We start from the raw sequence: 14557 nt of genomic DNA, 5'->3' as shown, positions 1-14557 counted from the left end.
TGATGCGTTCCGGGGTTGACCTGTAGCTAACTTGAGGTTCTACCTTCGGAAACTGTCGGTGGTCGGCGAGATCATCGGCAGTCCCTGGCCGACCAAGATCCGGAGCAGCGCCGTGAGCATGGAAATGACCGCGTGGACATCGATGTACCACGCGATGCACGCCTCTGACGACAAGCGCCCGTTCTCCCGGGCGACGCTGACCCGCATCCTCGCGTTCGCCCGGCCGCACCGGGCGCTGCTGGTCGCGTTCCTGGTGCTCAGCGTCGGCGCCGCCGTGCTGGCGGTGGCGACCCCGGTGCTGGCCGGCCGGGTGGTCGACGCGATCGTCGGCGGCAAGGCGGTCAGCACGGTGCTCTGGCTGGCCGGGCTGATCGCGATCATCGCGGTCGCCGAGGCCGGGCTCGGACTGTTCACCCGCTGGCTGTCGGCGCGGATCGGCGAGGGGCTGATCCTCGACCTGCGGACGGCGGTGTTCGACCACATCCAGAAGATGCCGATCGCGTTCTTCACCCGGACCAGGACCGGCGCTCTGGTGTCCCGGCTGAACAACGACGTGATCGGCGCGCAGCGAGCCTTCAGCGACACCCTCTCCGGGGTGGTGAGCAACCTGGTGATGCTGGTGCTGACTCTGGTCGTGATGCTGGGGGTGTCGTGGCAGATCACCCTGCTCGCCCTGGTGATCCTGCCGATATTCGTCATCCCGGCTCGCCGGATCGGCAACCGGCTGGCGGCGCTGGAGCGGGAGGCGGCGAACTACAACGCCACCATGAGCACCCAGATGACCGAGCGGTTCTCGGCGCCGGGCGCGACGCTCGTGAAGCTGTTCGGCCGGCCGGCCCGGGAGTCGCTGGAGTTCGCGGTCCGCGCCCGCCGGGTGCGGGACATCGGCGTCCGGACGGCGATGGTGCAGTGGGTGTTCGTGACGTCGCTGACGCTGGTGTCGGCGCTCGCGCTGGCCGTGGTCTACGGGCTCGGTGGTTTCTACGCGCTGCGCGATCAGCTCGACGCGGGTGCCGTCGTCGCGATGGCGTTGCTGCTGACCCGGCTCTACTCCCCCTTGACCGCGCTGGCGAGTGCACGGCTCGAGGTGATGACCGCGCTGGTGAGCTTCGAGCGGGTCTTCGAGGTGCTCGATCTGGAGCCGCTGATCAAGGACAAGCCGGGTGCTGGGTCGGTGCCGGAGGGGCCGGTCTCGGTCGAGTTCGACAAGGTCCGGTTCGCGTACCCGTCGGCTGACAAGGTGTCGCTCGCGTCGCTGGAGGAGGTCGCGAAGCTCGACACCCGGGGCGGGGTCGAGGTGCTGCACGAGGTGTCGTTCCGGGCCGATCCGGGGCAGATGATCGCGCTGGTCGGCTCGTCCGGCGCCGGGAAGTCGACCATCGCGCAGCTGATCCCGCGCCTGTACGACGTGGACTCCGGTGCGGTGCGGCTCGCTGGCGTCGACGTACGGGACGTGAAGGCGGAATCGTTGCGCGCGACCCTCGGCATGGTCACGCAGGACGGGCACCTGTTCCACGACTCGATCCGGGAGAACCTGCTGCTGGCCAAGCCCGAGGCGACCGAGGGAGAGTTGTGGGATGCACTAACCCGGGCTCGGTTGGGCGACCTGATCCGGTCGCTGCCGGATCAGCTGGAGACCGTGGTCGGTGAGCGCGGGTACCGGTTGTCGGGTGGTGAGCGGCAGCGGCTGACGATCGCGCGGTTGCTGTTGGCGCATCCGCGGGTGGTGATCCTGGACGAGGCGACGGCGGCGCTCGACTCCACGTCCGAGGCTGCTGTGCAGGCCGCGCTGGGTGAGGCGCTGGCCGGGCGGACGGCGGTGGTGATCGCGCACCGGTTGTCGACCATCCGGGCTGCCGATCTCATCCTCGTGATCGAGGACGGCCAGGTGCTCGAGCGCGGGACGCATGCTGAGCTGCTGGCGGCCGGCGGGCGGTACGAGGAGCTGTACCGAACCCAGTTCGACCAGCCGGGCGACTCGTCGACGGAGGCGGTTGTGGTCGGGGCTTCCTGAGATGGCTGACCAGGGTGATCACGGGGCTAGGAAGGAACTGGATTGGCAGCGGTGACGCAGGCGGAGGCGTCCGTAGTACCGAGGGATGTTGCGGGGTTGGCGGCGGTCTTCCGGCCGGCGGATCCGCCGCGGGAAGGGAAGGTCGGCTTCTGGGATCCGGACGGCGGTCCGCTCCCCCTCGGCGTCGGTGAGCATGCGGACTGGGCCCTGGTAGTTGCCGCTGGCACCGATGTGGAGCTGCGGTCCGTGCGGGTGGTCGAGGTGCCGGTCGCCGATGCGGTGGCGGTGCTCGGGCGGGCTCGGCGGGATCAGCGGGCGCATCCGAGCGCTGCGTTCTGGGGTGCGGCTTCGCTGGTTGCGTTGCAGCTCGTCGCTCGGGGGCGGCTGCTACCAGGGGTATCGCCCGGTGGGTACGACGCCTGGCGGGTGGGGCCGCTCGATTCGGCCGACATCGAGCGAGTACTGCAGCTTGCTGAGGCGATGCCGCTGGAAGCTCGGTCGATTCCTCAGAACACAACGGCGAGCACGCCGGGCGCGGCCGGTGCGGGGGGTGCCCAAGCGAATCTCGCCACCGCGGCCGGCGAGCTGCGGATGCCTGTGGCCGAGGAGTTGGTGCGGGAGTTTCTGGACGCCGTCGCGGATGGGATGCCTCGGTCGCCGGCTGCGGTGAAGGCGCATGGGACCGGGTTGTTCACGGCTAAGGCGCCGCAGCAGGCTGGGCGGTTGCGGTCGTGGGCTGATGAGGTGTCGGCGGGACTCGACACCGGCGTACGGATCTCGTTGCGGGTCGAGCTGGACTCCCCCGATGAGCTCGCGGATGCTCGGGGGTTTCGGATTGTGGTGCAGCTGCACAGCTTGCAGGATCCGATGTTGGTGCGGGATGCGGACGAGGTGTGGGCTCGGGACGTTGCCGGGTTCGGGCCGCGGGCGCGGATCGATGCGACGTTGGCGATCCGGCGGGCTGCGAGGGTGTGGGCACCGTTGGGACGGCTGCTCGACGCCGTCGTACCGGATCGGATGGAGCTGGCCGACGAAGAGGTCGGTGAGCTGCTGGCCGGTGGGGCGCAGCGGTTGTCGGCGGCCGGCGTGGATCTGCATTGGCCGAAGAGTCTCGGGCGGGCGCTGACTGCCCGGGCGGCGATCACGTCTGCGGATGGGCCGCCGTCGGATGTGCCTGGATTCTTCGGCGGCGGCGCCACGCTGGACTTCAGCTGGCAGGTTGCCCTGGGCAACGATCCACTGACCGACGCGGAGATGGACCAGCTGGCCGAGGCGACCCGGCCCGTGGTTCGGCTGCGGGACCAATGGATGCTGGTCGATCCCGACCTGGCCCGGAAGGCACGAGAGCGGATCCTCAAACCGGTCACCGCGATCGACGCACTCGGCGCCGCGCTGACCGGCAGCACCGAGATCGACGGTCGCCAGGTAACGATCACGCCGACGCGCTGGCTGGAGGATCTGCGGGCGCGGATCGCGGACCCGGACCGGTCCGACGAGCCGATCGAAGCGCCTGCTGCCCTGCACGCCACGTTGCGCGACTACCAACTCCGCGGTCTGCAATGGCTGGTGCGGATGACCTCGCTGGGGCTGGGCGGTTGCCTCGCGGACGACATGGGCCTCGGCAAGACGATCACGTTGATCTCGCTGCATTTGCACCGGCAGACCGATGAAGAGACCAGCGGCCCGACGCTCGTCGTCTGCCCTGCATCTCTGCTGGGGAACTGGGAGCGCGAGGTTCAGCGGTTCGCGCCGGGGACTCCGGTACGCCGGTTCCACGGGTCCGGCCGATCACTCGATGGCGCGGATCAAGGGTTCGTGCTCACGACGTACGGGACGTTGCGTCGGGATGCGGCGCGGTTGGCGGCGCATCGGTGGGGGCTGCTGGTCGCGGACGAGGCGCAGCACGTGAAGAACCCGTTGTCGGGGACGGCGAAGGCGTTGCGGACCGTGCCGGCGCTCGCGCGGGTTGCACTGACCGGGACGCCGGTGGAGAACAACCTGTCCGAGCTGTGGGCGATCCTCGACTGGACCACGCCGGGGTTGCTCGGCCGGCTCGGGACGTTCCGCAGCCGGTGGGCGACGCCGATCGAGGCGGACAAGGACGAGGACGTCGCCGGGCGGCTGGCGAACCTGGTCCGGCCGTTCCTGCTCCGGCGGCGCAAGTCGGACCCGGGGATCGCGCCCGAGTTGCCACCGAAGACCGAGACGGATCAGCCGGTGTCGCTCACCCGCGAGCAGGCGGTGCTGTACGAGGCGACCGTGCGCGAGTTGCTCGACGCGGTAAGGGCGAGTGACGCGATGGCGCGGCGCGGGTTGATCGTGAAGCTGCTGACCGGGTTGAAGCAGATCTGCAACCACCCGGTGCAGTACCTCAAGGAACCGGCCGGAGCGAGGCTGGCCGGGCGATCCGGCAAGCTCGAACTGCTCGACGAGTTGCTCGACACGATTGTTTCCGAGGACGGGGCCGTGCTCGTGTTCACGCAGTACGTCGAGATGGCGCGGTTGCTGGTGCGGCATCTCGGCGAGCGTGGGATCGCGAGTCAGTTGCTGCACGGTGGGACGCCGGTGCGGAAGCGGGAGGAGATGGTCGAGCGGTTCCAGGCCGGTGAGGTGCCGGTGTTCCTGTTGTCGCTCAAGGCCGCGGGGACCGGGCTGAACCTGACGCGGGCGGACCACGTGGTGCATTACGACCGCTGGTGGAACCCGGCGGTGGAGGATCAGGCGACGGACCGGGCGTACAGGATCGGGCAGACGCGGCCGGTTCAGGTGCACCGGTTGATTGCCGAAGGCACCATCGAGGACCGGATCGCGGCGATGCTCAACAGCAAGCGCGCGTTGGCCGACGCGGTGCTGACCGCAGGCGAGGCCGCGCTCACCGAGCTCACCGACTCCGAACTAGCCGACCTCGTCGAATTGCGGGGTGTGCGGTGAGTGAGGCTCGGGGGTTTCCGGCGTTCGGGGTGCAGCGGGGGCGGAGTACGCGCGGGAAGTCGTGGTGGGCGCGGGCTTGGGTGCAGGCGATGGAGGACACGTCCCTGGACTCGGACCAGCTGCGGAAGGGACGGCGGTACGCGAACTCGGGGCAGGTCGGCACGATCACGATCAGCCCGGGCCGGATCGCGGCGACTGTGCACGCGCCGCAGGACTCGTACGACGCGGTGGTGCTGGTCGATCGGTTGAGCGACGACGAGTGGCGGCGGTTCCTCGACCAGGTCGGGGCGCGGGCCGGGCACATCGCGGCGCTCCTCGACGGCGAGATGCCGCACGACCTGGTCGACGCCGCCGGGGACGCTGGGGTCCCGCTGTTGCCGGGCATCGGCGACCTGGATCCTTCGTGCACGTGTGATTCGTGGGAACTCCCCTGCCAGCACGCGGCCGGCCTCTGCTACCAGGTGGCCTGGCTGCTCGACGAAGACCCGTTCGTGCTCCTGCTGATGCGAGGCCGATCGCGGGAAGACCTGCTCGACGAGTTGCAGCAGCGGATGTCGGCCGGCCCGCGCGCAGCGGCCATCTCCCCGGCAGATGAGGGCTCCGGCCCTGACGGGCCGAGCCGAGTGGGGCACGGCGGGCCCGGGGCGGGCGGTGGTGCATTGCGGCGCGGGTCCATCGGCGTGCTCGCTGGGGAGGCGTTTGCCTCGGCCGTCGGCCCTCTGCCTGAGCCGCCCGCGATGCCGACGAAGGTTGGCCTGGATGACCTTGTGGTGAGTGGGACGCAGGCGTTGGCGGAGCTTGTGCTGCTTCCCCTGCTGGTGCTGGATGCGGCGCGGCGGGCTCGGGGTCAGCTCAGTGCGTTGTTGTCGGGTGGGGCCGAGCCGTGGGTGCTGGACGAGTGGCAGGACGCGGTGCGGCTTGCTGCTGACTATCCCGAGCTGGGCGAAGCGCTGAGGCGGGCGACCGGGCGGCCGGCTGAACTCGCGATCGGCGTTCAGGCGTGGTCGTACGGCGGTGCGCCGGGGCTCGACGTGCTGGAGAACAGTTGGTCGCCGGAGGCCGGGGAGCTGGCGCGCGCCCGGGTCGAAGTACAGGCGGCTGCGGACGATCCGATCGAGCTGACGGCTGAGGGCAACAGGTTGACCGCCGGCGGGCGCCAGCTCAGGTTGGACCGGGTCGGCCGGTGGCATCCGTATCGGCTCGACAGCGACCAGTGGATGCCTGCCGGTCCCCCGGATCGCGACCCGGCGGCAGCGTTCGCCGTACAGGACGAGTGGTAATTCAGCTGCGGACGGCACGATCCACCAGTTAAGGTCGGCGGACTTCGATCAGGGAAGGGAGTTGAGTTGATGACCGCGCGAGCGGCGGCTGCCTTGGGCAGTGCCCTGTTCCTCATCATGCTCGACTCCCCCATCCCGGCCTGACCAACCTCTGTACGGCGGGCCGCGGATCACCTTGATCTGAAAGGGATTCCCCGTTGTCCAACTCCTGGATCACCCGCGCCGAGACGCCCGCCGATATCGGCACCATTCGCGAGCTGACCCGACTAGCCTTCGGTAGGGACTTTGAGGCAGACCTGGTCGACGCGCTGCGCGCCGATCCGCTCGCCTGGCTGGCGCCTGAGCTGTCGATCGTCACCACCACATCAGACGGCGAGATCGTGGGTCACGCGCTCTTCACCCGCGTTCACATCGACGAAACGCCGGCGCTGTCGCTCGGACCGGTTTCGGTCGTGCCCGCCTACCAGAACCAAGGCGCCGGTAGCGCCGCCATCCGCGCCGGACTGGCGGTGGCCACAGAACGTGGCGAGCACGCGGTCGTTCTGCTCGGTCATCTCGACTACTACCCGCGGTTCGGCTTCGGGCCGGCGGCGAAGGCCGGTATCAGCGCAACCTTCGAAACCGGTCCGCATCTGATGGCGCTGGGGCTCGACGGCGGCCGTCCGCTGCCGGCCGGCGTCATCCACTACCCCGTGAGCTGGCAGATCTGAGTTAGGCCGGCCTCGTCGCCGTTCAGTGACGCTGTGTGGTCGCAGCGACCTTCTGTATACGGAACGGCGGCGGGGCCGACTCAAATCCCTTGTGTAACAGCTTGAGTCAAACTCGCGGAATCACTTGCGCACCCACCTTGTATACATGAAACAGTCGACGGAACCGCTCAACCCCTGGAGGTCGCAATGCCCCGCCGAACTCCGTCGACGCCGATCCGCCCCCGTCGGAGCACTCGGCACCGACTCGCCGCCTCAGCCGTACTCGCCGCTCTCGTGGTCGCGGGTACGGCCTGCTCACCGGTCCAGAGCACCGACAACCAGGCCGGCGGAGGCGCTTCCGACACGGCCGCGACGGCCAAGGACGTGTTCGGCGATCCCGCTGATCCGGCCAAGGTCAACCACGGCGGCACGCTGACGGTCGCCCTCTCGGCGGACCCGGACAAGCTGGACCCGTCGCTGTCCCGCAGCCTCTATTCGCGGTACGTCTTCCACACCATGTGCGAGAAGCTGTACGACCTCGGCCCCGACGCCAAGATCGTGCCGCAGCTCGCGACCGCGTTGCCGACCATCGCCGCCGACGGTCTCAGCCTGACCATCCCGCTGCGCGAGGGCGTGAAGTTCGCCGACGGCACCACGATGGACTCGACCGCGGTGAAGCTGTCGATCGAGCGCGGTCTGACGCTGGCGGGTTCGGGCCGCAAGAGCGAGCTCGGGCCGATCAGCTCGGTGCAGACGCCGGACGCGAAGACCGTGGTGATCAAGCTGTCCAAGCCGTTCGCCCCGCTGACCGCCGCGCTCGCCGACCGGGCCGGCATGGTCCTCAGCCCGGCCGCGGTCGCCAAGCTGGGCGCGAACTTCTCCACCGGTCCGGTCTGCGTCGGCCCCTTCAAGTTCGCCAACCGGGTCGCGCAGAACTCGATCAAGGTGGTCCGCGATCCGCTGTACTACGCCGCCGACAAGGTGCACCTGGACGCGATCGAGTACCGGATCATCACCGACTCGAGCATCCGCTCGGCCAACCTCCGGTCCGGTGACGCCCAGGTCGCCGACTCGCTGTCCACCCAGGACGCGCCGGAGGTGCAGAAGGTCAGCGGCATGACCGTGCTGCAGTCGGAGTCCCTCGGCTACCAGGGCCTGACCGTCAACATCGGCAACGCGGACGGCATCGAGAAGCCGTCCAAGCAGCTGGACACCCCGATCGCCAAGGACCCGCGGGTCCGGCAGGCGCTCGCCCTGTCGATCGACCGGGAGGCGCTGGTCAAGTCGATCTTCAACGGACTGAACACCGTCGCGTGCTCCCCGGTCTCGCCGAAGAGCCCGTTCAGCTCGGACGCCGCGCAGGTGTGCCCGGCCCACGACCCGGCGAAGGCGAAGGAACTGCTCAGCCAGGCAGGCGTCAGTACGCCGTACAAGGTCAGCATGATCACCTCGAACAACCCCGACAGCCTCCGCCTTGCCCAAGCGCTGCAGGCGATGGTCAAGGAGGGCGGCTTCGAACTGATGATCAAGCCGGTCGAGTACACCTCGCTACTCGACCAGCAGGACCGTGGTGACTTCGAGCTGCTGCAGCTCGGCTGGTCCGGCCGGGTCGACCCGGACGCGAACATCTTCAGCTTCGTCGGCACCGGCGGCAGCCAGAACGTGGCCGGCTACAGCGACCCCGAGCTGGACAAGCTGCTCACCGACGCCCGGCAGTCCCAGGACCAGGCCAAGCGGGTGGAGCTCTACGGTCAGGTGGTCGCCAAGCTGCAGCAGGCCGACCCGATCATCTACATGTACCGGCAGCGCAACCTGACCGGGGTCTCGAACAAGGTGCTCGGCGTCCAGACCTACCCGGACGGTGTGCTCCGGACCGCGTTCGCCGGTCTCGCCAAGTAAGGGCCGGTCCGGATGAGGCGCTATCTGCTGCACCGGCTCTGGCAATCGCTGGTCACGTTGCTGCTGGCAACGATCGTGGTCTTCCTCGGGGTCCGGGCGCTGCCCGGCGATCCGGCCCTGGCGCTGGCCGGGGAGGACCGCGATCCGGAGTCGCTGCGCGCGATCCGGGAGCAGTACGGGCTGGACGACTCGTTGCCGGTCCAGTTCTGGCAGTTCGTCAGCCACGCCGCGCAAGGTGATCTCGGCCAATCGATCCGGACCGGGGAGAGCGTGAACACGATGCTCCGGCACGCCCTCCCGGTCACGATCGAGCTGTCCGCGCTCGCGATTCTGGTGGCCAGCCTCATCGGCATCGGCGCCGGCGTGGTGGCCGCCGTACGTCGGGGCCGGCCGGCCGAGTGGGCCGCGAACGCGCTCGCGTTGCTCGGGTTGTCGGTGCCGAACTTCTGGCTCGGGCTGATGGCGATCCTGTACCTGTCGGTGGCGCTCGGGTTGTTCCCGGCGTCCGGGTTCGTGCCGTTCTTCAGCGATCCGGTCGGCAATCTGCACCATCTCGTGTTGCCGGCGTTGATCCTCGGTACCGGGCTTGCCGCGGTGATCATGAGGCAGACCAGGTCGTCGATGCTGGACGCCTTGTCGGCCGACTACATCCGTACGGCCGAGGCGAAAGGTCTGCCGCCGCGCGCGGTGATCGGCAGGCACGCGTTGCGGAACAGCCTGATCGTTGTCGTCACGATCGTCGGTCTGCAGCTGGGCGCGCTGATCTCGGGTGCGGTCGTGACCGAACGGATCTTCGCGCTGCCGGGGTTCGGGAAACTGACCGTCGACGCGGTGTTCCAGCGGGACTACCCGGTGATCCAGGCGGTCGTGCTGGTCACCGCGACGGCGTACATCGTGATCAATCTGCTGGTCGATCTGCTGTACTCGGTGATCGATCCGCGCATCCGGGTGCGAGGTGAGGCGTGATGGCTGTCGCCGATGTGACCGTCTCAGCCGGTACGCCGCTGTCGTCACGCCGTCGCAAGGTGGTACGACGGCTGCTCCGCAACCCGTTGGCGATCACCGGACTCGTCGTCCTCGGGATCGCCGTATTCGCGGCGTTGTTCGCTCCTTGGCTCGCACCGCATGAACCGACAGACACGCATCTGAGCCAGGCGTTCGCCGCTCCCGGTACGCCGGGGTACGTGCTCGGGACGGACGATCTCGGCCGGGACGTGTTGTCGCGGATCATGTTCGGGCTGCGGGCGTCGTTGCACGTGGGGATGCTCGCGGTCGCTACGTCGCTGGCGATCGGCGTACCGCTCGGGTTGATGGCCGGCTACTTCCGCACGATCGACGCGTTGATCTCGCGGTTCACCGATCTGGTGCTGGCGTTCCCGTTCCTGATCCTGGCGGTCGGGCTGGCGGCGATCCGTGGTGCGAGTCTCGGCAACGCGGCGATCGCGATCGGGATCGCGCAGATCCCGGGGGTGATCCGGATCGTCCGGTCGGAGACGTTGCGGCTGAAGTCGCTCGACTTCGTCTCGGCGGCGATCGTCGAGGGCGCGGGTGATCTGTGGGTGATCGGCCGGCACATCCTGCCGAACGCGGCGTCGGTGATCATCGTGCAGGCGACGGTCGCGATCCCGGCCGCGATCCTGGGCGAGGCGGTGCTGTCGTTCCTGGGACTCGGGATCCAGCCGCCGGCGCCGAGCCTCGGGACGATGCTGGCCGACGCGCAGCAGTTCGCGGCCAAGGCACCGTGGGCCGCGGTGATGCCGGGGGTCGCGATCATGCTGATCGCGCTGGCGTTCAACATCGTCGGCGACAGCCTCCGCGACGCACTCGACCCGAAAGCGAGCCGCCGATGAGCGCCATCTCGAAGGTGAACACGGAACCCCCAGCGGGAACAGGCCAGGTCGGCTCGACCGCAGCGGGGACCGGTCAGGCCGGGTCGAATGCGGCCGGTACTGGCGGAGTCGGCGTACCGGTGCTGGAGGTGCGTGGGCTGACCGTCACGTTCCGGACCGAGGACGGGCCGCTGTCGGCGGTCGATCGGGTGGACTTCGAGGTGGCCGACCAAGAGGTGCTGGCGGTGGTCGGCGAGTCCGGCTGCGGCAAGAGCGTGACGGCGATGAGTCTCGCCGGGCTGCTCCCCAGGACCGCGAGTGTCGACGGGTCGGTCCGGTTGGACGGGCGTGAACTCGTCGGCGCGGACAAGAAGACGCTCCGCTCGATCCGCGGCCGCGAGATCGCCTACATCTTCCAGGAACCGATGACCTCGCTGAACCCGGTCTTCACCGTCGGCAACCAGATCGGTGAAGTGCTCAGGATCCACAACGGCCTATCGCGCTCGACTGCCCGGAAGCGGTCCGTCGAACTGCTCAAACTGGTCGGCATCCCGTCGGCCGAACGCCGGATCGACGACTACCCGCACCAGTTGTCCGGCGGGATGCGGCAGCGCGTGATGATCGCGATGGCGGTCGCCTGCGATCCGAAGGTGCTGATCGCCGACGAACCGACCACAGCGCTCGACGTGACGATCCAGGCCGGCATCCTCGACGTACTGCGTGGTCTGCGCGAACGGCTCGGCACCAGCATCGTCCTGATCACCCACGACCTCGGAGTCGTCGCCGACCTGGCCGACCGGGTGGCGGTCATGTACGCCGGCCGCGTGGTCGAGACCGCCAACGTCAACGAACTGTTCGCCCAACCCAAACACCCTTATACCGCAGGGCTTCTGGCCGCATCCCCGTCCGCAGGGCGGCACGCGGGCACGCACCGGCTCAACGAGATCCCCGGTCTGGTCCCGGTCCTTGCGGAGCAGCCCAACGCGTGCACTTTCGCCGACCGCTGCTCCCGCGCGAGAGACACCTGTACGACGGAACAACCGCTCCTGACGGCCGAGGGCACCCCAAACCACCACGTCGCCTGCTGGAACCCCGTCCGTGAACCGGTGGAGGTCTGATGTACGCACTGGAACTCGAAGACCTCGTCATGCACTTCGGCCCGGTCCGGGCCGTCGACGGGGTCTCTCTGCGGATCCGCAAGGGCTCTGTGGTCGCACTGGTCGGCGAGAGCGGTTCTGGTAAGTCGACAGTCGGCAGGTCCATCGTCCGGCTGCTGGAACCGACAGGCGGCACAGTCCGCTTGGCCGATGCCGACATCACCCACCTCAGTCGGCGACGGCTCCGTCCGCACCGGCGGGACGTGTCGATCGTGTTCCAGGACCCAGCGGGCTCACTGGACCCGCGACTGTCGGTCGGCGACATCGTGGGCGAACCACTGCGGCTCATGCGTCAGCGCGACACCACAGGGCCCGTGGCCGAGGCACTCCGACGGGTCGGGTTGCGTCCGGAGGTCGCCCAGCGATCACCGCATGAGTTGTCAGGCGGACAGCGTCAACGAGTGAGCATCGCGCGTGCACTGATCTCGTCCCCGGCGCTGCTGGTCGCGGACGAGCCGACCAGTGCGTTGGATGTCTCGGTGCAGGCGTCCGTGTTGAACCTGCTCGCGGATCTACAGCGCGACCTGGGGTTCGCGTGTCTGTTCATCACGCACGATCTGTCCGCGGTGGAGTACCTGGCCGACGAGGTCGCCGTGATGTATCTGGGCCAACTGGTCGAACAGGGCCCGCGCGAACGGATCTTCGGCGTACCGGCTCATCCGTACACGCAGGCGTTGCTGTCGGCCGCGCCGGTGCCGAATCCGGTGGCGCAGCGGGCGCGGCAGCCCGTACTGCTCGGGGATGACCTGCCGTCGCCGATCGACCCACCGCCGGGGTGCCGGTTCCACACGCGGTGCCCGGTAGCCGTGGAGAAGTGCAGGACCGTTGTGCCGGAGGCCCGGGTGATCGGTGAGGGCGGTCATCAGGTCGCTTGTCACCTGGTCAGCGACGACGGCACCGGACCGGACGTAAGAGAACGACCGGGGCGGTGGGGTGGGGAAAGCATTCAAACACAGTCGAACGAGACAGGAGTTGCTCGATGACCTTCACCACCCGGCCGACGTTGCGCGGTACGTTCGGGGTGGTCTCGTCCACGCATTGGCTGGCGTCGCAGTCGGCGATGCGGATCCTGGAGCTCGGCGGTAACGCGTTCGACGCGGCCGCTTGCGCGGGATTCGTGCTGCACGTGGTGGAGCCGCATCTGAACGGACCGGGCGGTGAGGTCCCGGCGATCATCACGACCGCCGACAACCCCACGCCACGGGTGCTGTCGGGGCAGGGCGTTGCTCCCGCCGGTGCGACGATCGAGCACTTCCGCTCGCTGGGTCTGTCGATGATCCCCGGCTCCGGACCGCTTGCGGCCGCAGTACCGGGTGCTGTCGACGCGTGGCTGTTGTTGCTGCGCGACCACGGGACGCTCTCGCTGCGCACAGTGCTCGAACCAGCGATCGGGTATGCCCGCAACGGCCATCCGGTCGTCGGACGGGTCGGGGACACCGTCCGTACGGTGCAGGAGCTGTTCACTTCGCATTGGCCGACCTCTGCTGAGCTGTGGTTGCAGGACGGGCGAGCGCCTGGCGCTAACTCGCTGTTCAAGAACCCCGTGTACGCCGTCACGCTCGAGCGGCTGGTCATGTCTGCCGAGGAGGCCGGCGCGGATCGTGTGGTCCAGGTCGAGCGGGCTCGGTTGACCTGGCGCGAGGGGTTTGTCGCGGAGGCGATCGACCGGTTCTCGCGGCTGCCGCATCGGGACTCCAGTGGCGCGGACCACCCCGGCCTGGTGACGGGTGATGACGTGGCCGGGTTCGAGGCGAGCTGGGAGGACGCGGCCACGCTGGAGTGGCACGGTCACACGGTCGCGAAGACGGGCCCGTGGGGTCAGGGTCCCGGTCTGCTGCAGTCGCTGGCCGTCCTTGCGGAGCTGGGCGATCCGGCGGACCTGGACCTGACGAGTGCGGAGGCCGTGCACGCGACGGTCGAGGTGATGAAGTTGTCGTACGCCGACCGCGAGGCGTGGTACGGCGACGGCGCGGACACGCCGCTGAAGACGCTCCTCTCCCCCGCGTACGCCGCCTCGCGGGCCGCGCTGATCGGTGACGTGGCGTCGATGGAGTTGCGGCCGGGTAGTCCCGACGGTCGCGCGCCGAAGTTGCCTGCGCTTGCTGTGGGCAACGATCTTGGCGGGGATGCGACCACGGGTGAGCCGACGGTGTCGCCGGAGGGCGTGACGCGCGGCGACACGTGTCACGTCGACGTGATCGATCAGTGGGGCAACGTGATCTCCGCGACGCCTAGTGGTGGTTGGTTGCAGTCGTCGCCGACGATTCCGGAGCTGGGGTTCTGCTTGGGTAGCCGGTTGCAGATGTTCTGGTTGGAGGAGGGGCTGGCGTCGTCTCTTGCTCCGGGGTTGCGGCCGCGGACCACGCTGACGCCGACGCTGGTGCTGCGGGACGGCGTACCGGTGCTTGCTTGTGGTTCGCCGGGTGGTGATCAGCAGGACCAGTGGCAGTTGCTGTTCCTGCTCCGGCATCTGGCGGGCGGGCAGGAGTTGCAGGAGGCGATCGATGCGCCGGCCTGGCACACGACCGGGTTCCCGTCGTCGTTCTACCCGCGGGCGATGGAACCGGGCGGCCTGACGATGGAGAGCCGGCTCGGCACTGCGGTTCGCGACGAGCTGGTACGCCGCGGCCACGTGGTGACCGAGGCGGACGCCTGGAGCCTGGGCCGGTTGTGCGCAGTACGCCGCGACCCCGACGGCGTGATCAGCGCAGCCGCCAACCCCCGAGGAATGCAGGGCTACGCAGTCGGCCGATGAGCC

General features: G+C 68.9%; 10 protein-coding genes. All 10 read left to right on the top strand.

What is annotated here, in order from left to right; genetic code table 11:
• Positions 1 to 124 precede the first annotated feature (124 nt).
• The 10 genes from EV643_RS26050 (at position 125) to EV643_RS26005 (ending at position 14554) form a co-directional block, all read left to right on the top strand.
• Positions 125 to 2014: an ABC transporter ATP-binding protein gene (locus tag EV643_RS26050; protein ID WP_202869765.1), complete on the top strand. Its 1890-nt coding sequence runs from the start codon at positions 125 to 127 to the stop codon at positions 2012 to 2014.
• Between the two features lie 51 nt (positions 2015 to 2065).
• Positions 2066 to 4945 (top strand): SCO1167/SCO6262 family helicase, encoded by a 2880-nt coding sequence (locus tag EV643_RS26045; RefSeq protein ID WP_133802816.1) that lies wholly within the window; start codon positions 2066 to 2068, stop codon positions 4943 to 4945.
• Positions 4942 to 6225 carry an SWIM zinc finger family protein gene (locus EV643_RS26040; RefSeq protein ID WP_133802761.1) on the top strand — a complete coding sequence of 428 codons (1284 nt, stop codon included), beginning with the start codon at positions 4942 to 4944 and terminating at the stop codon, positions 6223 to 6225. Before EV643_RS26045 ends, EV643_RS26040 begins: the two co-directional genes overlap by 4 nt.
• Before the next feature lie 197 nt (positions 6226 to 6422).
• Entirely contained in the window at positions 6423 to 6935 is a 513-nt protein-coding gene (locus EV643_RS26035) for a GNAT family N-acetyltransferase (protein WP_166665575.1), read from the top strand.
• Positions 6936 to 7121: 186 nt separating this feature from the next.
• On the top strand, positions 7122 to 8813 hold the full coding sequence (locus EV643_RS26030) for an ABC transporter substrate-binding protein (protein ID WP_133802760.1): 1692 nt from the start codon (positions 7122 to 7124) through the stop codon (positions 8811 to 8813).
• A 12-nt stretch (positions 8814 to 8825) separates the two neighbouring features.
• Entirely contained in the window at positions 8826 to 9779 is a 954-nt protein-coding gene (locus tag EV643_RS26025) for an ABC transporter permease (protein ID WP_133802759.1), read from the top strand.
• Positions 9779 to 10663, top strand: a complete 885-nt coding sequence (locus EV643_RS26020) for an ABC transporter permease (RefSeq protein ID WP_133802758.1) — start codon at positions 9779 to 9781, stop codon at positions 10661 to 10663. The genes EV643_RS26025 and EV643_RS26020 overlap by 1 nt, the downstream gene beginning before the upstream one ends.
• Entirely contained in the window at positions 10660 to 11760 is a 1101-nt protein-coding gene (locus EV643_RS26015) for an ABC transporter ATP-binding protein (protein ID WP_133802757.1), read from the top strand. Before EV643_RS26020 ends, EV643_RS26015 begins: the two co-directional genes overlap by 4 nt.
• Positions 11760 to 12782: an ABC transporter ATP-binding protein gene (locus tag EV643_RS26010; RefSeq protein WP_238165804.1), complete on the top strand. Its 1023-nt coding sequence runs from the start codon at positions 11760 to 11762 to the stop codon at positions 12780 to 12782. The genes EV643_RS26015 and EV643_RS26010 overlap by 1 nt, the downstream gene beginning before the upstream one ends.
• A complete protein-coding gene (locus tag EV643_RS26005; protein WP_133802756.1) occupies positions 12779 to 14554 on the top strand; it encodes a gamma-glutamyltransferase family protein in 1776 nt (591 codons plus the stop codon). Before EV643_RS26010 ends, EV643_RS26005 begins: the two co-directional genes overlap by 4 nt.
• Positions 14555 to 14557: the final 3 nt, after the last annotated feature.

It is taken from the genome of Kribbella caucasensis (assembly GCF_004361855.1).
GTDB lineage: Bacteria > Actinomycetota > Actinomycetes > Propionibacteriales > Kribbellaceae > Kribbella > Kribbella caucasensis.
This window is presented reverse-complemented; position numbering and strand designations above follow the sequence as displayed.

Bases quoted from the DNA above. Each gene is read 5' to 3' on its own strand.
- EV643_RS26050 (WP_202869765.1), top strand. From the start codon at position 125: ATGACCGCGTGGACATCGATGTACCACGCGATGCACGCCTCTGACGAC.
- EV643_RS26030 (WP_133802760.1), top strand. From the start codon at position 7,122: ATGCCCCGCCGAACTCCGTCGACGCCGATCCGCCCCCGTCGGAGCACT.
- EV643_RS26025 (WP_133802759.1), top strand. From the start codon at position 8,826: ATGAGGCGCTATCTGCTGCACCGGCTCTGGCAATCGCTGGTCACGTTG.
- EV643_RS26020 (WP_133802758.1), top strand. From the start codon at position 9,779: ATGGCTGTCGCCGATGTGACCGTCTCAGCCGGTACGCCGCTGTCGTCA.
- EV643_RS26015 (WP_133802757.1), top strand. From the start codon at position 10,660: ATGAGCGCCATCTCGAAGGTGAACACGGAACCCCCAGCGGGAACAGGC.
- EV643_RS26010 (WP_238165804.1), top strand. From the start codon at position 11,760: ATGTACGCACTGGAACTCGAAGACCTCGTCATGCACTTCGGCCCGGTC.
- EV643_RS26005 (WP_133802756.1), top strand. From the start codon at position 12,779: ATGACCTTCACCACCCGGCCGACGTTGCGCGGTACGTTCGGGGTGGTC.